Genomic DNA, 18,520 nt, shown 5'->3' on the forward strand with positions numbered 1-18,520 from the left:
GTTTTCAGTAACGGTCCGTTTTCAGTTGACGAGTCGGCCTCCAATCGAAGTATGTAGCGGATGCACAGCCCAAATCCAGACATGTCTCAGCTATTCGCGGACCGTCAGGCCCAGCGCAGCACCCTGCATAACCGATATCTCAACGAGCAGTTCGTCCGGGTTCTCAAGACCATCGGCTACGATGTCGGCTTCCAGAAGGGCCAGGGGCAGTACCTGTACGATCGCGACGGCGCTCGCTACCTTGACCTGTTGTCCGGCTTTGGCGTGTTTGCGATCGGGCGCAATCATCCTGTCATGCGCGATGCGCTCAAGAGCGTGCTCGATGCCGATCTGCCCAACCTCGTCCAGTTCGACGTCTCGACGCTCGCCGGCGTGCTGGCCGAACGGCTGCTGAAATACGTTCCCTATCTCGACAAGGCGTTCTTCGCCAATTCCGGCGCGGAATGCGTCGAAGCCGCGATCAAATTCGCGCGTGGCGCGACCGGCCGTCCCGGCATCGTCTATTGCGCCCACGGCTACCACGGCCTGACCTATGGCGCGCTGTCGCTGACCGGCGACTCGAACTTCCGCACCGGATTCGAGCCGCTGTTGCCGGGCTGCACCCCGGTCCCGTTCAACGATCTGGCCGCGCTGGAAAAGGCCCTGGCCTCGCGCGAGGTTGCGGCCTTCGTCGTCGAGCCGATCCAGGGCAAGGGCGTCAACATGCCCACGGACGAGTTCCTGCCCGGCGCGGCCGCACTCTGCAAGAAGTACGGCACGCTGTTCGTCGCCGACGAGATCCAGACCGGCATGGGCCGCACCGGCCGCTTCCTCGCGGTCGAGCACTGGAATGTCGAGCCCGACATGGTGCTGCTGTCGAAGTCGCTGTCGGGCGGCCACGTGCCGGTCGGCGCCGTGCTGACGCGCAAGAGCATCTTCGACAAGATCTTCAACCAGATGGACCGCGCGGTGGTGCACGGCTCCACCTTCTCCAAGAACGACCTCGCCATGGCCGCGGGCATCGCCACGCTCGACGTCATGGAATCGGAGAAGCTGATCGATGCGGCCGCCAAGCGCGGCGCCGAGCTGCGCCTCGCGCTGACGCGCATGGTGCCGGGCTACGAGTTGCTCAAGGAAGTCCGCGGCAAGGGCTTGATGATCGGCATCGAATTCGGCCCCCCGAAGTCGCTGCGCCTGCGGGCCTCCTGGAACGTGCTGGAGACCGCCAACAAGGGCCTGTTCTGCCAGCTCATCACCGTGCCCCTGTTCAAGGATCACAAGATCCTGACGCAAGTTGCCGGCCACGGCAGCCACACCATCAAGCTCTTGCCTCCACTCACCATCACCGAGGAAGATTGCGCCTGGATCGAGCGCGCCTTTGACGACGTCATCGCGGGCAGCCACAAGGTCCCAGGCGCGATCTGGTCGCTCGGCAAGACGCTGGTGGACAACGCGGTAAGAAGGTCGGCCTGATTTTCGGCCAAGCCATCTCGGCATTCGTCGTTGTCATTCGCAATGACGTTGCGGGCTGAATCTACCCCTCCACATTCGCCTTCATTGCCGCCTCGAACTTCTCGACAAACTCGGCGAGCTCGTCGGCGCCGATATCGCTGACGGCCCAGAAATTCAGGCCGCGCTCGCCCCAGCGGCGGCAGTTGAAGCCCTGCATGGTCTGGGTCTTCGGCGGCCGGTGCTCGGTGCTCGCGGTTTGCGACACGAACAGATTGATCACGTGTTGCCGGCGCTTGTAGACGACGGCACCGAGGGCGCGGGCGTCGATATAGTCGAGCCGGCCGCCGACCAGCGTAAACCCTTGTGCGGTGAGGTCGATCACCGGCGGGGCGACGTCGAGCTTGCCGTTGAACCAGGGCTTGACGGTGTGCTGGTCGGTCGAGACCACGTCCGTGAGGTGGCCGGCCTGGAGCGAGCGCAGATGCGCGGAGACGACCTCCGACAGGATGCGCTGCTGGTCGTCCTGGCGCAGCACCACGACGACGATTCCGGTGGCGGCGAGCGCGGAGACGGCCGAGCCCATCGCAAAACCGCGCAGCACGGAGCGGCGGCTCGGCTGCTGGCGCTGCGGCTGCGGCAGCGAGGCTTCGATGCGAGCACGCAAGTCCGCCGGCGCGGTGTAGCGCAAATTGGTGTCGGCGAGCACGCGCTGCATCTCGCGCTGGGCGGCAAACTCGGCGGCGCAGTCCGGGCAGCTTGCGATATGCGCTTCGACCTCGCGCGCGTGGCCGGCGTCGAGCTCGTTGTCGAGCAGCGCGTGAAGCAGGATCCTTGCTTCGTCGCAGGTCATTTCGCTTGCTCCTCTTCCGCCGTCCAGGCCGCGCGCAGCATGGCGCGGGCGCGGGCGAGGCGGGACATCACGGTGCCGACGGGGACGCCGACGGCCTCGGCGATTTCACGATAAGACAGGTTGTTGATCTCGCGCAGCACGAAGGTTTCCCTGAACGGTTCGGCGAGCGCGTCGATCAGCCTGCGGATCGCGCCGGCATCGCGGCTGCGCAGCACTTCGGTCTCGGGGCTCGTCTCGGCCTCCTGCCAGAGCGGCGTCTGCTCGGCGGCGCCGGGCGTGCCCTCGATCGCGCTGGGCCGGTGCGCGCGGCGTGCGTATTCGGCGTTGCAGACGTTGCGCAGGATCGCGAACAGCCAGGGCTTCATCGCCGGGCCGCGGTAGCTGTCAAAATGCTTCAGCGCGCGCAGATAGCATTCCTGCACCGCGTCCTCGGCGTCGGAAGCATCGCGCAACAGATAGCGCGCGAGCGTGTAGACGTCGTCGAGATAGGGCAGCGCCGCTTCGCGGAAGCGCTGTGCCTTCTGCACATCGTCGGTGGCCGGCATCGCTCCTCGCTTTGCCTCTGTTTCTTGTTTTGCCGTGATCGAAGGCGCACGCGCCCGGCCGGCGTGGGGCCACCGGCCGGGCAGGACGTTGATGCCTTGGGTGGAGACGTTACTCAACCTTGATAATCCCCGTCATGTGCGGGTGCAGCGAACAAAAATATTCGTAGTCTCCTGCATTGGTGAAGGTGAAGGAGAACTTGTCGTCGGTGTCCAGGGTCTTGGACCTGAACTTGCCGGCAGACACGATGGTGTGCGGGATGTCGTCCCGGTTGGTCCAGGTCACGGTGGCGCCGACCTTGATCTTGAGCTCGGCCGGCTGGAACACGAAATTGTCGATGTGGATTTCCAGGTCGTCGGCGCGGGCTTTTGTTGCGGGCAACAGCACAGCCGCGGCCAAAGCGAGACCGAGGTCGACACCGAAGTCGCGGCGATTGAGTGTCTTCATTGTCTGCTTCCGTTCAGCCTTAGCCTTGCAGCGGCGTGTCGATGATCGCGAGCCGCTGCTCGTTCTGCTTGAAGTTGATGCTGGCGACGCCGAGCATGGAACGGAGCTTTGCGTCCTCGACCTTCATCGGACCGGGCGAGGGCGCTGTTCCCGGCGCCGGCTGCGGGAAGGCGGTCGAGCGCGCCGTGTGAAAGGTGACGTTGCCTTCGACCTTCTGCATCACCTGGTGGATGTGGCCGTTCAGCACGGTGACCGAGCCAAAACCCTTGACGTATTCGAGCGCGCGGCCGCCGTCCTCGGTGCCCCAGCCCCATTCCGGATAGACGGTCCAGAGCGGGATATGAGCGAACAGCACGATCGGCGTCGATTTCGACTTGCCGCGCAGATCGTCCTCGAGCCAGGCGAGCTGCTCGGCGCCGAGATTGCCGAGGCCGCCGGCCTTGAGATCGACGACGTTGACGAGGCCGACGAAGTGCACGCCGCCGGCATCGAACGAATACCAGCCCTGGCCCCTGGTGCCGCGGCCGTAGCGCTCGCGATAAAGTTTCACGTCCTCGTCGAGGAAATCGTGCTCGCCCGGTACGTAGTGCACGTCGAGCTTGCTCTGCGAGATGATGCGATCGGCATTATCGAACTCGGCGGCTTTCGATAGATGGGTGATGTCGCCGGTGTGAATCATGAAGGAAGGCTTGGTCGGCATCGCGTTGATCTTGCTGACGGCCTCCTCCAGCGTGCCGAGCGCGTTGGGATTGGCCGGCTTGTCGAAGCCGACATGGCTGTCGCTGATCTGGAGGAAGCTCATGCCGGGCGCCACCGCGTTCGCGGCTTGCGCGGAATCGATGATGCCGAGCGAGCGCGGCACGCCGCCCGTGACAGTCCAGAGCACCCCGGTGCCAGCCCAGGTCATGCATTCCAGCACCTTGCGGCGGCTGACGCCGTCATCCCCGTGATCTTGTCCGCTCATCGCGCATCTCCACGTCGCCCGGAATTGGGCTGCGGGGAGGTGATCGAGGCACGGGCGGGTTTATTCCATGGTGGGATGACGATTTCGTGAGGTGGGAGGATCTGTAGCCCGCATGGAGGGAAGCGAGGTACGGGAGGCGCCTGCCCCGGATTGCGCTCGCTCCAGGGCTACGAACCGGAGTTCGCCAGGATTGCCTCGACCACGCGCTCCGGCACTTCCTGCGCCACGCAGTGCCCGACTTCCTCGAAGGCCAGGGTGCTGACCCGCGGAATCAGGGTCGCGGCGCGTCGCGCCATCTCCTTGTAGATCGGCCCCGACTTCGCGGCGGTCGTGATGCGCACCGGGCAATTGATCTCGGTGAGCGCGGAAAACGGGTTGCCGCGGGCATCGCCAACATAGACCTGCTCCATGGCCTCATAGATCGGAAGCAGGATAGCGGATTCGATTTCGGGCATGCAGCAGAGCCGGACGCGGCCGTCGTCGAGCCGCGTGAAGCCGTGGTGTACATAGGCCCATAGCGACGTCTCGGTCCAATCCGCGAACGCCGGCGCTTCGCGGTAGCGCGCGAATACGGCATCTGCGCTGTCGAATTCAGCCCGCCGGCGCAGCGTGCCCTGCACGCGGGCGAGGGATTCCTCGCTCAAATCCCCGGAGCGCGCCGTGCGCGGATCCATGACCGTCGGCTCCATCACGAACAGGCGTGTGAAGCATCCCGGCCGCATTTTTGCTGCCAGCAGCAGGTCGGTCGCGCCCGCGCTGTGGCCAATGCCGTAGATGTCGCGGAGATCGAGCGCATCGATCACCCGGCAGACGTCGTCGGCGTAATCCAGGAAGTGATAAGCGCCGGGCTTGTGGCTGGCGCCGTGGCCGCGGCGGTCGAGCGCGTAGACGGTGTAGGTCAATGCAAGCTCTCGCGCGACCTCGTCCCAGACATCGGCCACGAAGCCGGTGCCATGCAGGAGCAACGCGGGCGGCCTGCCGCTCTCGCCCCATTGCAATATGGCGATCTGCGCGTTGGCCGGGCCGATGGAAAAACGGTGCGGATTGATCATGGGTGAAGTAGTGATGCGCTACGGGTTGACTACTTCGCGTCCTCCAGGATCATCGTGGCCCCTTTCTCCGCAATCATCGCCGTCGGCGTGTTGGTATTGCCCGAGGTGATGGTCGGCATGATCGAGGCATCGACGATGCGCAAGCTTCCGAGGCCGTAGAAGCGCAGGCGCTCGTCGACCACCGCCAAGGGATCGTTCGCCGCGCCCATCTTCGCCGTGCCGACGGGGTGAAAAATGGTGGTACCGATATCGCCGGCGGCCTTCGCCAACGAGGCGTCGTCATCGCCGACCGTCGGCCCCGGCAGATATTCGCTGGGCCGATATTTTGCCAGCGCCTTCTGCTGCATCAAGCGGCGCGTGGTGCGAATGGCGTCGGCGGCGACCTGGCGGTCGTCGTCGGTCGACAGGTAATTTGGCGCGATGATCGGCTTCTCATCAGGCGTTGTTGCGCGCAACCGCACGGTGCCGCGCGAGGTCGGCTGCAGATTGCAGGCGCTGACGGTGATGGCGGGAAAGCGGTGCAGGGGATCGCCGAACTTGTCGAGCGAGAGCGGCTGCACGTGAAACTGAATGTTGGCGCGGGCGCGCGTCGCATCCGAGCGTGTGAAGATGCCGAGCTGCGAAGGTGCCATGGTCAGAGGACCGCGGCGGCGGAAGGCGTAGTCGAGACCCATCAGGCCGCGGCGGAACAGGTTGTAATAGGTCTCGTTCAACGTACGGACGCCCTCGACCCTGTAGATCGCGCGCTGCTGGAGGTGATCCTGCAGATTGCGCCCCACACCCGGCTTGTCCATGACGATGTCGATGCCGAGCGGCGACAGCCAGTCGGCCGGTCCGATGCCGGAGCGATGCAGCACCTGCACCGAGCCGATCGCGCCGGCCGAGAGCACCACCTCGCGTTTCGCGCGCGCCTCGACGATCTCGCCGTTCTGGATGAAGCGGACGCCGACGGCGCGGCCCTGCTCGACGACGAGGCGGTCGACCAGCACATGCTTCTCGAGCCGCAGATTGGGGCGGTTCAGTGCGGGCTTGAGGAAGCCGCGCGCCGAAGACCAGCGCCGGCCGCGCTTCTGGTTGACGTGGAAATAGCTCGTGCCTTCGTTGTCGCCGGTGTTGAAATCCGGGATGCGCTTGATACCCATCTCCTCGGCGGCATCGCCGACGGCGTCGAGAATGGCCCAGGACAGCCGCGGCGCCTCGATGCGCCAGCCGCCGCCGGCGCCGTGATGCTCGCTGGCTCCGAGGAAGTGGTCTTCCAGACGCTTGAACAACGGCAGCACGTCGTCATAGCCCCAGCCGGTCAGCCCAAGCTGGCGCCAATGATCGTAATCGGCGGCCTGTCCGCGCATCGAGATCATGGCATTGATCGCCGAGCAGCCGCCGATCACCTTGCCGCGGGGATAGGCGAGCGCGCGGCCGTTCAGGCCGGGCTCCGCCTCGGTCTTGAACATCCAGTCGGAGCGGGGATTGCCGATCGCGAAGAGATAGCCGACCGGGATGTGGAACCAGATCCAATTGTCGTCGCCGCCGGCTTCCAGGATGAGCACGCGGTTGTTGCGATCGGCCGAGAGCCGGTTGGCGACGATGCAGCCGGCCGTGCCGGCCCCCACGACGATGTAGTCAAACTCACCTTCGAGCCGCCTTGGCATTCTGCTTCCACCCGGATGGTCACTGTGCGTTCCGTCTAATAGGCAGACGCAGCGGATCGGGACAAGCCCGGCCATGACGAGAGAACAGAGCTACCCCGGACCCTCCGCCGGTTGGGTGGACCGGCGCTTGCATGGTAGAGAGTCGTATTCCAACAAAGCTCGAGACCTTGCATGCCTATCGTGAACCGCGTCGCCGACCTTCAGCCCGACATCCAGGCCTGGCGGCGGGACATCCATGAGCACCCCGAGCTGCTGTACGACGTCCACCGCACCGCAGCATTCGTCGCGGATCGTCTGCGGGAGTTCGGCTGCGACGAGGTCGTGACCGGTCTCGGTCAGACCGGCGTGGTCGGAGTGATCAAGGGCAACAAGCCGGCCGGCGAAGGGCTCAAGGTGATCGGCATGCGTGCCGACATGGACGCGCTGCCGGTCGAGGAGCAGACCAATCTACCTTACGCCTCCAAGAGCCCCGGCAAGATGCACGCCTGCGGCCATGACGGCCATACTGCGATGCTGCTAGGGGCCGCCCGCTATCTCGCCGAAACCCGCAACTTCGCCGGCGATGCGGTGGTGATCTTCCAGCCCGCCGAGGAGGGCGGCGCCGGCGGTGCGGCCATGGTCAAGGACGGCCTGATGGAACGCTTCGGCATCGACCAGGTCTACGGCATGCACAACGGGCCGGGCATCCCGATCGGCTCGTTCGCGATCCGCCCGGGTCCGATCATGGCAGCGACCGACGAGGTCGACATCATGATCGAGGGCGTCGGCGGCCACGCCGCGCGTCCGCACAAATGCGTCGATTCCGTGCTGGTCGGTGCGCAGGTGATCACGGCACTGCAGTCGATCGTCGCGCGCAGCGTCGATCCGCTTGAATCGGCCGTGATCTCGATCTGCGAATTCCACGCCGGCAACGCCCGTAACGTCATTCCGCAGACCGCGACGCTGCGAGGCACGATCCGCACGCTGACGCCGGAGGTGCGCAAGCTGGTCGAGAAGCGCGTGCACGAAGTCGTGGCAGGCGTTGCGCAGATCACGGGCGCCAAGATCGACCTGCGCTACAAGCGCAATTATCCGGTCGTGAACAATCATGCGGCGGAGACCGAAGTGGCGCGGCGCGTCGCCGAGCAGGTCGCGGGCGAGGCCAATGTGCACGACATGGCGCCGCTGATGGGCGGCGAGGATTTCGCCTACATGCTCGAAGCGCGGCCCGGCGCCTTCATCTTCTGCGGCAACGGCGACAGCGCCGGCTTGCATCACCCCGCCTACAATTTCAATGACGAGGCGATCGTCTACGGCACGTCCTACTGGGTCAAGCTGATCGAGGAATCGCTCGCGGCCTAACCACCGACGTCATCCCGGGCGCCGGAGGCGAAGCCGGAATATCGAGATTCCGGGGTCGGCCCTGCGGCCGCCCCGGAATGACGACCTGAAAAGGGCCGGGACATCAGGCAGCCCGGGCGGCCTTCTTCTGCAAGGCAGCGGCGATCTTCAGATCCTCGACAAAGCGCCGATATTCCAGCGCCTTGGCTTCAGGATCGGGCAGCCGCAGCAGATAGGACGGATGCACCGTCACGAGTGCTTTGCGTCCGTCGGGAAGGTCTATCAGCCGGCCGCGGTTCTTGCCGATCGGGGTGATCTTGCCGAACACGCTTTGCGCGGCGGTTGCGCCCATCGCCACGATGAGATCGGGCTGGATCGCCGCAACTTCCCGCTCGTACCATTGCCGGCAGGCCCGGATCTCAGGTGTGTTCGGCTTCTGGTGCAGGCGAATTTTTCCACGTGGCACGAATTTGAAGTGCTTGACCGCGTTGGTGACGTAGACCTTCTTGCGGTCGACGCCGGCTTCCTCCAGCGCGCGGTCGAGCATCTGGCCGGCCGGGCCGACGAAGGGATGGCCGGCGAGGTCTTCCTTGTCGCCGGGCTGCTCGCCGACCAGCATGATGTTGGCATTCCTCGGCCCTTCGCCGAACACGGTCTGGGTCGCGTCCTTATAGAGATGGCAGGCGCGACAATGCGCGGCCTCCTCGCGGAGCGCTTCGAGATCGTCGACAGCTGGCTTGCGTTTCATCGGAGCCTCCGGCCGCTTCTGAGGCTTGCGCGGATCGGTTGCGGCATTGGCGATCATAGCACCGGTCATGCGTTCGGCGTCCTCGATCAAGGGCTTAATGATCGAAGCCTCGGGCAGGTTCCTCCAATATTTTTTTGGCATTTCGGCCTGCATCGCCTTCACCTTGAGACGGGCTGGATTGAAGATGCTGGCGTAATAGCGCCGCCAGGTTTCTTCCAGCCGGTCTTCGCGCGGTGCTTCGCTCCTGCTGACGCCGGATGTGAACGAAAGTGCGTGGCCATCCCAATGCGCGCAGAGGTCCGGTGTCAGGATCGACCACGGCATGTCGGAAAAGCGCTTGGCGAAGAACGGCGCGGCGAGCTCGACGATGTGATGCTCCGGCTCGAACCAGGCGACGTAGTGTGCCTGGCGTTCCCGGCCGATCTCGCGGAAGCGGACGAAGGCGTGCATCTTGTGCTCGTCGCGATGGACCGCCTTTGCCATGGCCGTGACCTGCGCGACATCAGGATCGGTCGCAACCTCGATGAGGTCGTGATTGTCCTTCAATCGCCAGAGCAGGCGATAGAGGATCGCAAAACGCTTGATATCACGGTGCAGGATTGCGGCCTTGGCGAGCTCGATGAATTTTGCTGATACGTTGAAGGTGCCGTCATGCGCCTCGAGGATCGGAGACGGCGAGGGCGGCGCGAATAATTCCGCTTCGCCACCTCGCACGGTCCAGGTGACATCGCGCGGCTCCACATGATGTAGAACGAGCGTGCGGGCGGCTTTGCGCCAGCCGTCGAAATCGGTTTCGGTGTCGAGTGTGATGTACTGCATCAGAAGCCAAATCCGAGTTGCATCGCTTTCGGCTTGAACCGTTCGATCAGCCGCGCCTCTTCGAGCCGATGTGGCGAGGGGCGGTGATCGCTGAGGACGATGAACGGCAGCGCCTTGTTGCGGGGCACGTGCAGCCGCGCGAGATCGGCAAGACGGATCGTGGTGGTGCGCCGCGTCGCGATGATGCGTTCGACCGCCTTGGTGCCGAAGCCCGGCACCCGCAGCAGCTCCTCGCGGCTGGCGCGGTTGACGTCGAGCGGGAAGCGGTCGCGATGGCGCAGTGCCCAGGCGAGCTTGGGATCGATGTCGAGCGGCAGCATCGCGCTGTCGTCGACGATCTCGCCGACATCGAAGCCGTAGAACCGCATCAGCCAGTCGGCCTGGTAGAGCCGGTGCTCGCGCAGCAAGGGCGGCGCCCGCAGGGGCAGGGCGCGGCTGGCATCGGGGATCGGGCTGAAGGCGGAGTAATAGACGCGCCGCAGACGGTAGGCGCCGTAGAGATTGGCGCTGGTGTGGAGAATGGTGTGATCGGACGCCGCGTCGGCGCCGACGATCATCTGCGTGCTCTGGCCGGCCGGCGCGAAGCGCTGCGGCTTGGCCTTCGTCTTCGTGCTGCGGCTGTCCTCGGCCTCGTCCAGCTTCAGCCGCAGCCGGCCCATGGTGCGGCGGATCGCGCGGACGTCCTTCTCCGGCGCGAATTGCTGCAGGCTGGTCTCCTGCGGCATCTCGATATTGATGGAGAGGCGGTCGGCATATTTGCCGGCCTCCGCGATCAGCGCGTCGTCGGCTTCGGGAATGGTCTTCAGGTGAATGTAGCCGCGGAAGTGATGCTCCTCGCGCAGTTTGCGCGCGACGCTCACCACCTGCTCCATGGTGTAATCGGGACTGCGGATGATGCCGGAGGAGAGGAAGAGGCCCTCGATGTAGTTGCGCCGGTAGAAGTCGAGCGTCAGCTTGACGACCTCGTCGATGGTGAAGCGGGCGCGCGGCACGTTGGAGGAGGCGCGGTTGACGCAATAGAGACAATCGTAATTGCAGGCATTGGTCAGCAGCACCTTGAGCAGGGAGATGCAGCGTCCGTCCGGCGCATAGGAGTGGCAGATGCCCATGCCGGGCGCGGTCGAGCCCATGCCCTTGCCGTCGCTGGAATCCCGCTTCTCGGTGCCGCTGGAGGCACAGGATGCGTCGTACTTGGCGGCATCCGCCAGAATCTCCAGCTTGCGTTGTACGTCCATCCTGGAATCCCTTTGATTCAGCTCATGAATCCGATTGAGCGCCAATTCGATTGACTCTTCTGGTCCCGTTAGCTTTATATTAGAACATATCATGAACAAATGAGCCAGCCGTTGGTTCTTCTTTTGAGGACCACGGCATCAATCTCTGAAGGAGCGGCGAGCATGAGCGGCGCACGTGGAAGCGCGCTTGCGATCTTGCGCGGCCAGATCGAGCGCATCGAGACCGCGGAGGTCGTGCATCCGCGCGATCGCGTCGCGCTTGGCCACAATGCGGCCGACAGCGCGCTGAAGGGCGGGCTCGCGCGTGCGGCGATCCACGAGGTGTTTTGCGAAGGGCGTCAGGGCGCTGCCGCGACCGGCTTCGTCATGGGGCTTGCGGGACGCGTGAGCGCGCGTCGGCCGCTGCTGTGGGTGCGGCAGGATTTTTCGGAGATCGAGACGGGTGCGCTGTCGATGAGCGGGCTATCCGAGCTCGGCCTCGATCCGCGCCGGGTGGTGATGGTGCGCGCCGCCGATGTCGAGAGCGCGCTACGCACCTCGGCCGATGCGTTCGCCTGCGATGCGCTGGGCGCCGTCGTGCTCGAGCTCTGGGGCGAGATCAGACAGTTCGATCTCGTGGCGAGCCGCAAGCTGACGCTCGCCGCGCAATCTTCCGGCGTCGCCGGGTTGCTCCTGCGCATGGCCGCACGACCTTTGCCCTCGACTGCGGAGACGCGATGGATGCTGCGCGCGGCACATTCACCGCCGGGGCAGGCATGGAGCACATGGGGCGCGCCGCGCTTCGATGCCGAGCTCTTGCGCAATCGTCATGGCCCGTGCGGCCGGTGGATCATGGAATGGAATTGTGATGAGTGCCAGTTCAGTGAACCGTCGACGTATCCTCAGCCTGTGGCTGCCGCGCCTGCCCATCGACCGGCTCCAGCGGTTTTTCGGCAGCGCCGGGCTGGGTAAAGCCAATCATGAGCCCAGCATCGTCGTCATCAAGGACAACAATGCGCTGGTGATCCATGCGCTGGACGAGGCCGCCGAGCGCCTCGGCCTGTACATCGGCCAACCCCTGGCCAATGCGCGGGCGATGTGTCCTGACCTGAAGGTGTTCGATGCCGATGTCGTGGCCGATGCGAAGACGCTCGGCGATATCGCCGACTGGTGCGACCGCTTCACGCCGCTGGTGGCGCTCGATCCGCCGCACGGGCTGTTCCTCGATATCACCGGCTGCGCGCATCTGTTCGGCGGCGAGGCCGCGCTGCTCACGACGCTGGTCCGCGCGCTGGCCCGCCAGGGCTTTGCCGTCAGCGCCGCGATCGCCGGGACCTCGGTCTGTGCGCGCACGCTGACGCGGCAGGCCTCAGGCACCATCGTCGCGGATGGCGAAGAGGCGGCGGCGATCAGCGCATTTCCGGTGTCCGCGCTTGGTGCGGGCGAGGTCACCACCACCGGCCTGCGCCGCGCCGGCCTGAAGACCATCGGCGATGTCGCCGCGCGCGCGCCGGGCGAGATCACCGCGCGGTTCGGCGCGCGCTTCTCCACGCTGCTCGCGCATGCGCTGGGACAGGGCGATGCGCCGATCAACCCGCGCAAGCCGCTGCCCGATTACATCGTGGAGAAGCGCTTCGCCGAGCCGATCGCGACCGACACCATGATTGCGATGACGCTGTCGCGGCTCGCCGACACGTTGATCGCCTCCATGGAGAAACAGGGCAAGGGCGCGCGCCGTCTCGAAGCGGCGTTCTTCCGCACCGACGGCGTGGTGCGCGCGATCATGGTCGAGACCGGACGTCCGGTAACGCGAAGCGACGTGATCGACCGGCTGTTCCGCGAACGCCTCGATGCGCTCGCCGATCCGCTCGATCCCGGCTTCGGCTTCGACATGGTGCGGCTGTCGGCGAGCCGCACCGAGATCGTGGTACAGGAGCAGCGCGATCTCGATGCCCATGTCCACGACAATGACGAGCTTGCCGCGCTGATCGACCGCATCGCCGCCCGCATCGGCGGAAAGCGCGTCGTCGTGCACCTGCCGCAGGACACCCATATCCCTGAAAGCGCGGTGCTGGCCGCGCCGGCGCAGCATCATCTCACGGCTGCCATGCAAGCCGAATGGCCGGCGCGTGCCGAGAGCGAGCCGCCGCTGCGCCCCTTGCGGCTGTTCGACAAGCCGGAGCCGATCAAGGTGCCGTTCGCGACCGTGCCTGATGGTCCGCCGCATCAATTCACCTGGCGCCGCGCGCTGCATGCGGTGGTGCGGGTGGAGGGGCCCGAGCGTGTCGCGATGGAATGGTGGCGGCAGGACGGCAAGCAGCTGACGCGGGACTATTTCCGCATCGAGGATGCCGAAGGCCTGCGCTTCTGGATCTTTCGCGACGGACTTTATGAGGGAGAGTGCTTCGATGCCGACGGCAAGCCCGTTCCTCCCGGCTGGTATGTGCACGGTCTCTTCGCATGAATACGCTTAGCTATGCCGAGATCGGCATCACCACCAATTTCTCCTTCCTGCGCGGCGGCTCGGATCCGCGCGCCTATGTGCATCAGGCGAGCGCTTTGGGGATTTCGGTGATCGGCATTGCCGATCACAATACGCTCGCGGGCGTGGTGCGGGCCTATAAGGAGCTCGACAATGACAAGGTGCTGCACAAGCCGAAGCTGCTGATCGGTGCGCGCATTGTCTTCATCGACGGCACGCCCGACATCCTGGTCTATCCGCGTGATCGCGCGGCCTATGGCCGGCTCTGTCAGCTTCTCACCCGGGGCAAGCGCGGCGACGACATCACGCGGATCGAGAAGGGCGAGTGCCGTCTCACTTTTGCCGATCTCCTGGAATTTTCGGAAGGCCAATTGCTCATCCTGACGCTGCCGCACCGCTTTGATCCGGCCCAGGCGCTGGATGTTCTCGCAAAGCTCAAGGGCAGCCGCGCCGCGGGCGTGTGGCTGGCGGCGAGCCTGGTCTATCGCGGCGACGACCGGCGCCGTCTGGCGCGGCTCGATGATCTCGCCACCACAGCAAAAGTGCCCCTGCTTGCGACTAACGAAGTCCTCTATCATCATCCCGGTCGCCGTCCTCTTCAGGATGTGCTGACCTGCATCCGGGAAAAGACCACGATCGAGGCGATCGGGCGGAAGCTCGAGGTCAATGCGGAGCGATTTCTGAAGACGCCGCAGGAAATGGCGAGGTTGTTCCGCGATTTTCCCGAAGCGATCGCGGAGACCATGCGCTTTGCGGACAGGATCGACTTCTCGCTCGACCAGCTCAAATACCAATATCCGGACGAGCCGGTGCCGCCGGGCAAGACCGCGCAGGGGCATCTGGAGGACCTGACCTGGGCGGGGGTCGACAAATATTTCGGCGGCGAGATCGACGACAAGCTGCGCGCCACGTTGAACAAGGAGCTCGCGCTGATCGCCGAGCTGAAATACGCGCATTACTTTCTCACCGTGCACGACATCGTCCACTACGCGCGCAACCAGAACATTTTGTGCCAGGGCCGCGGCTCGGCGGCGAACTCGGCCGTGTGCTATGTGCTCGGCATCACCTCGGTCGATCCAACCAAGGTCGATCTGTTGTTCGAGCGCTTCATCTCCAAGGAGCGGCTGGAGCCGCCCGACATCGACGTCGATTTCGAGCATTCGCGGCGCGAGGAAGTGATGCAATATGTCTATCGTCGCTACGGCCGCCACCGTGCCGCGATCATCGCCACCGTCATCCATTATCGCCCGCGCAGCGCCATCCGCGACGTCGGCAAGGCGCTGGGCCTGACCGAGGACGTCACCGCCGCGCTCGCCGATACCGTGTGGGGCAGCTGGGGCAAGGGCCTCAACGACATGCAGGTCAGGCAGGCCGGGCTCGATCCCAACAATCCCATGATCAACCTCGCGGTCGAGCTTGCGACCGAGCTGATCGAATTCCCGCGCCATCTCTCCCAGCATGTCGGCGGCTATGTACTGACGCAGGACCGGCTCGACACCTATGTGCCGATCGGCAATGCCGCGATGGACGATCGCACCTTCATCGAATGGGACAAGGACGACGTCGACGCGCTCAGCATGATGAAAGTCGACGTGCTGGCGCTGGGCATGCTGACCTGCATCCGGAAATGTTTCGATCTGATCGACCAGCACAAGGGCGAGCGTTTTGTGCTGGCGAGCATCCCGCAGGACGATCCCAGGGTTTACGACATGCTGTGTGCCGGGGAATCGCTCGGCGTGTTCCAGGTCGAGAGCCGCGCCCAGATGAACATGCTGCCACGGCTGAGGCCGCGGACGTTCTACGATCTCGTCATCGAAGTCGCGATCGTGCGCCCCGGGCCGATCCAGGGCGACATGGTACATCCGTACTTGCGGCGGCGGAACGGACTTGAGAAGGTGAGCTATCCCTCGCCGTCGCCGGAGCATGGCGACAAAGACGAGCTCTACAAGGTGCTGTACAAGACGAAGGGCGTTCCCCTGTTTCAGGAACAGGCGATGCGCATCGCCATCGAGGCGGCAAAATTCACTCCCGAGGAGGCCAACGGTCTTCGCCGCTCGATGTCGACCTTCCGCAACCTTGGTACGATTGGCAAATACGAAGATAAGCTGATCGGCAATATGGTGGCGCGCGGCTACGACCCTAATTTCGCCAGAAGCTGCTTTGACCAGATCAAGGGTTTTGGCTCCTACGGTTTTCCTGAGAGCCATGCCGCGAGCTTTGCGCAACTGGTCTACATTTCGTCGTGGCTGAAGCACTACCATCCCGACGCATTCTGCTGCGGCTTGTTGAACTCGCAACCGATGGGGTTTTATGCGCCTGCGCAGATCGTCGGCGATGCCCGCAAGAACGGCGTCGAGGTTCGCGACATCGACGTGTCCTACAGCTTTGCGCAGAACACGCTGGAGGAGGGGAGCGGCAAATTCTGCGCCGTGCGCCTGGGCTTTCGCCAGATCGACGGATTCCACTGGCTGGACGAGGATGAGGAGCGCTTGAAGCGGGCCAAGGCGCTGCGCAAGCGAAGCGTTGATGAACACGAGTCAGGGACGCACGAACGGTTGGGCTCTCTCCCCCCTTGCGGGGGAGAGTTGGAGAGAGGGGTAAGCCACGACCAGCGTCCGCGCGGCTCACCCCTCTCCCTAACTCTCCCCCGAAAGGGGGGAGGGAACCTATCCACCTCCCGTGCGGCCCTGGACCAGATGCGCGTTGAAAAAGCTGAACTCGACTGGGCCGACCGCATCGTCGCCGCCCGCAACCGCCGTCCTTTCACTTCGCTCGAAGACTTCGCCCGCGACACCGGCCTGCCCAAGCGCGCGCTGATCCTGCTCGCGGATGCCGACGCGTTCCGCTCGCTCGGGCTCGACCGCCGCGAGGCGCTGTGGCAGGTGCGGCGGTTGCCCGACGATGTGCCGCTGCCGCTGTTCGAGGCGGCGACCGCGCGCGAACAGCCGGACGAGCACGCTAAGCCGCTGCCGGTGATGCCGCGCGCCGAGCAGGTGGTCGCGGACTACCAGACTATCCGGCTGTCGCTGAAGGGCCACCCGATGGAATTTTTGCGCGAGATGTTTTCGCGCGAGCGCATCGTTGCCTGCAAGGACATCAGCCACGAGAACGAGCGACGCCGCGTCCGCTGTGCCGGCGTGGTCTTGGTCCGGCAGCGGCCGGGCAGCGCCAGCGGCGTCGTATTCATGACGCTTGAGGACGAGACCGGCATCGCCAATGTCGTGGTCTGGCCCAAGATCATGGAGCAGTACCGGAAAGAAGTAATGGGCGCGCGTCTCATCCTGGTCGAAGGCTACATCCAGAGCAGCCCTGAAAAGGTGACGCATCTCATCGCCCAGCGCATGGTCGACCGCTCGCACGATCTGGTTGGATTGGCCAACGATGCACTCGGCCGCAAACATCCGCTGCCCGCAGGCGCCACCGTGGTCGAGCCGCTCAACGAAGACCCCCGCGCCCTCGTGGACATGCCCGCGCAGAAAGTCCGCCACCCCCGCAATGTCCGCATCCTGCCGCCGTCGCGGGATTTCCATTGAAGGCTGCGGCGCGGGATGCCGCCCACGAGATCGTTGAAGCGATCGCACGCGATGCCCACAGCTTATCATGCCCTGGCTTGAGCGGGCATCCACGCCTCTCGGTGTGTGCGGTACGGCATGGATGGCCGGGACAAGCCCGGCCACGACGGCGGAGGGAGCGCCGGAACGAACGTTCTAGAAATTCACGCGGTTCGAGATCGCGCCGTCCACAACGAGATTGGATCCCGTCGTGAATCCCGACACCGGGCTTGCCAGAAACACCGCCGCGCTCGCGATCTCCTGGGGCGTTGCCATGCGTCCCGTCGGGTTGCGGCTCATCGCATCCTTGTAGCGCTCGGGCATGTTCTGCTCGATCATCTCCCAGACGCCGCCCTTGAAATAGACCGTGCCGGGCGAGACCACGTTGACCCGGATGTTCTTCTTTGCATATTGCCGGGCCAGTCCCTTGGCCATGTGGATCAGCGCGGCCTTGATCGGGCCGTAGGAGCTGGCTGCGTCCGCCTGCGCCGCGGCGATCGACGAGATGATCACGAAGGCCGCGTCGCCGCGGCTCGCGCTGCTGGCTTCGAGGAACGGCCGCGCGGCATCGAACGCATGCACGGCGCCGAGCACGTCGAGCCGGAAATTCTGCTCCCAGGACGCGGGATCGCCGCCTTGCGCCATCGCGCCGGCGTTGGAGAACAGCAAGTCGACGCCGCCGAGCTCGCTTGCAGCATTCTCGATCCAGGATTTCAGTGCTGCGCCGTCGGTGACGTCGACCGGGCTGCCGGTGGCCTTGATACCGCTCGCCTTCAACTCGCCCACGGTGGCCGCAACCTGATCGGCGTTGCGCGCGCACACCGCGACATTGGCGCCTTCACCGGCCAGCGTCGCCGCAATCGCCCGCCCGATGCCGCGCGTGCCGCCGAGGACGATGGCGTTCTTGCCTTTGAGACCGAGATCCATTGTTTGGCTCCTTCTTGTTGATGAGAGAGTGTAGCTGTTTCGAGGGACGCCCAGAAGCCTCCACGTCGTCATTGCGAGCCAACGGGTCCGCGCAAAGCGCGGCCCGATGACAGGCTCCGCGAAGCAATCCAGACTGCATCCGCAGCAACAGTCTGGATTGCTTCGTCGCAAGGGCCCCTCGCAATGACGCGGAGAGACCTCACTCCGGCGCGGCCCCCACCGGCGGTCCGCCGGGCGGGCGGTGCAGGAAGGTCAGCGACGCATAGGCGCCGGCCCAGGAGCCGATCGCCGCGAACGCGACATAGAACGCGTTATCGGTGTAGCTGATCACGGCGTAGGAGGAGAGCAGGTACCAGACCGCGCTCCAGTTCGCCGCCGGCACGCGCTTGCGCGCGATCACCGCCGAGGTGAACATCACATAGACCGCGTCGGTGGCCGCCGTCGCGACGAACACGGCGCCTGCGGTGAGAGGATCGATGGCGGCCATTGCAGTCCTTTCCATGCTAATGGGATGGTTGCGAAG

Annotated in this window: 15 protein-coding genes; 5 read left to right on the forward strand and 10 right to left on the reverse strand. The window is 64.9% G+C overall.

Annotated elements, in window-relative coordinates; translation table 11 throughout:
• Window positions 1–60: 60 nt before the first annotated feature.
• Window positions 61–1,452 carry an aminobacteriohopanetriol synthase HpnO gene (gene hpnO, locus EHH60_RS17890; protein WP_124160775.1) on the forward strand — a complete coding sequence of 464 codons (1,392 nt, stop codon included), beginning with the start codon at window positions 61–63 and terminating at the stop codon, window positions 1,450–1,452.
• A 61-nt stretch (window positions 1,453–1,513) separates the two neighbouring features.
• Here the strand turns inward: hpnO and EHH60_RS17895 are convergent, their stop codons facing one another.
• The 6 genes from EHH60_RS17895 to EHH60_RS17920 form a co-directional block, all read right to left on the reverse strand.
• Window positions 1,514–2,281: an anti-sigma factor family protein gene (locus tag EHH60_RS17895; RefSeq protein WP_124160776.1), complete on the reverse strand. Its 768-nt coding sequence runs from the start codon at window positions 2,279–2,281 to the stop codon at window positions 1,514–1,516.
• Window positions 2,278–2,826: a sigma-70 family RNA polymerase sigma factor gene (locus tag EHH60_RS17900; protein ID WP_199751540.1), complete on the reverse strand. Its 549-nt coding sequence runs from the start codon at window positions 2,824–2,826 to the stop codon at window positions 2,278–2,280. The genes EHH60_RS17895 and EHH60_RS17900 overlap by 4 nt, the downstream gene beginning before the upstream one ends.
• 109 nt (window positions 2,827–2,935) lie before the next feature.
• The gene (locus tag EHH60_RS17905; RefSeq protein WP_124160777.1) at window positions 2,936–3,271 is read right to left on the reverse strand and encodes a cupredoxin domain-containing protein; all 336 of its coding nucleotides are present in this window, start codon (window positions 3,269–3,271) and stop codon (window positions 2,936–2,938) included.
• 19 nt (window positions 3,272–3,290) lie between these two features.
• Window positions 3,291–4,235 (reverse strand): metallophosphoesterase family protein, encoded by a 945-nt coding sequence (locus EHH60_RS17910; RefSeq protein WP_124160778.1) that lies wholly within the window; start codon window positions 4,233–4,235, stop codon window positions 3,291–3,293.
• Between the two features lie 167 nt (window positions 4,236–4,402).
• Complete coding sequence (locus EHH60_RS17915; protein WP_124160779.1) at window positions 4,403–5,287, reverse strand: alpha/beta fold hydrolase; 885 nt, start codon at window positions 5,285–5,287, stop codon at window positions 4,403–4,405.
• Window positions 5,288–5,316: 29 nt separating this feature from the next.
• Window positions 5,317–6,936 (reverse strand): GMC family oxidoreductase, encoded by a 1,620-nt coding sequence (locus EHH60_RS17920; protein ID WP_124160780.1) that lies wholly within the window; start codon window positions 6,934–6,936, stop codon window positions 5,317–5,319.
• A 171-nt stretch (window positions 6,937–7,107) separates the two neighbouring features.
• Here EHH60_RS17920 and EHH60_RS17925 point away from each other — a divergent pair, with 171 nt between their 5' ends.
• Entirely contained in the window at window positions 7,108–8,277 is a 1,170-nt protein-coding gene (locus EHH60_RS17925) for a M20 aminoacylase family protein (protein WP_124160781.1), read from the forward strand.
• Window positions 8,278–8,380: 103 nt separating this feature from the next.
• Here the strand turns inward: EHH60_RS17925 and EHH60_RS17930 are convergent, their stop codons facing one another.
• Entirely contained in the window at window positions 8,381–9,823 is a 1,443-nt protein-coding gene (locus EHH60_RS17930) for a UdgX family uracil-DNA binding protein (RefSeq protein WP_124160782.1), read from the reverse strand.
• The gene (locus EHH60_RS17935) at window positions 9,823–11,058 is read right to left on the reverse strand and encodes a putative DNA modification/repair radical SAM protein (RefSeq protein ID WP_124160783.1); all 1,236 of its coding nucleotides are present in this window, start codon (window positions 11,056–11,058) and stop codon (window positions 9,823–9,825) included. Before EHH60_RS17935 ends, EHH60_RS17930 begins: the two co-directional genes overlap by 1 nt.
• 162 nt (window positions 11,059–11,220) lie before the next feature.
• On the opposite strand from EHH60_RS17935, the gene EHH60_RS17940 reads away from it, so the two are divergent.
• Genes EHH60_RS17940 through EHH60_RS17950 form a run of 3 tightly spaced genes read left to right on the forward strand, consistent with a single transcriptional unit; the run spans window position 11,221 to window position 17,052 of the window.
• Complete coding sequence (locus EHH60_RS17940) at window positions 11,221–12,009, forward strand: ImuA family protein (RefSeq protein WP_124160784.1); 789 nt, start codon at window positions 11,221–11,223, stop codon at window positions 12,007–12,009.
• Window positions 11,906–13,501, forward strand: coding sequence for a Y-family DNA polymerase (locus EHH60_RS17945; RefSeq protein WP_199751541.1), 1,596 nt, complete (start codon window positions 11,906–11,908; stop codon window positions 13,499–13,501). Before EHH60_RS17940 ends, EHH60_RS17945 begins: the two co-directional genes overlap by 104 nt.
• Entirely contained in the window at window positions 13,498–17,052 is a 3,555-nt protein-coding gene (locus EHH60_RS17950) for an error-prone DNA polymerase (protein WP_124160785.1), read from the forward strand. The genes EHH60_RS17945 and EHH60_RS17950 overlap by 4 nt, the downstream gene beginning before the upstream one ends.
• A gap of 174 nt (window positions 17,053–17,226) precedes the next feature.
• On the opposite strand, the gene EHH60_RS17955 is transcribed toward EHH60_RS17950, so the two are convergent.
• Window positions 17,227–17,997 carry an SDR family NAD(P)-dependent oxidoreductase gene (locus tag EHH60_RS17955; protein WP_124160786.1) on the reverse strand — a complete coding sequence of 257 codons (771 nt, stop codon included), beginning with the start codon at window positions 17,995–17,997 and terminating at the stop codon, window positions 17,227–17,229.
• Window positions 17,998–18,196: 199 nt separating this feature from the next.
• Entirely contained in the window at window positions 18,197–18,484 is a 288-nt protein-coding gene (locus tag EHH60_RS17960; RefSeq protein WP_124160822.1) for a hypothetical protein, read from the reverse strand.
• Between the last annotated feature and the right edge of the window lie 36 nt (window positions 18,485–18,520).

This window comes from Bradyrhizobium sp. RP6 (genome assembly GCF_003837805.1).
In the GTDB taxonomy this organism is placed as follows: Bacteria; Pseudomonadota; Alphaproteobacteria; order Rhizobiales; family Xanthobacteraceae; genus Bradyrhizobium.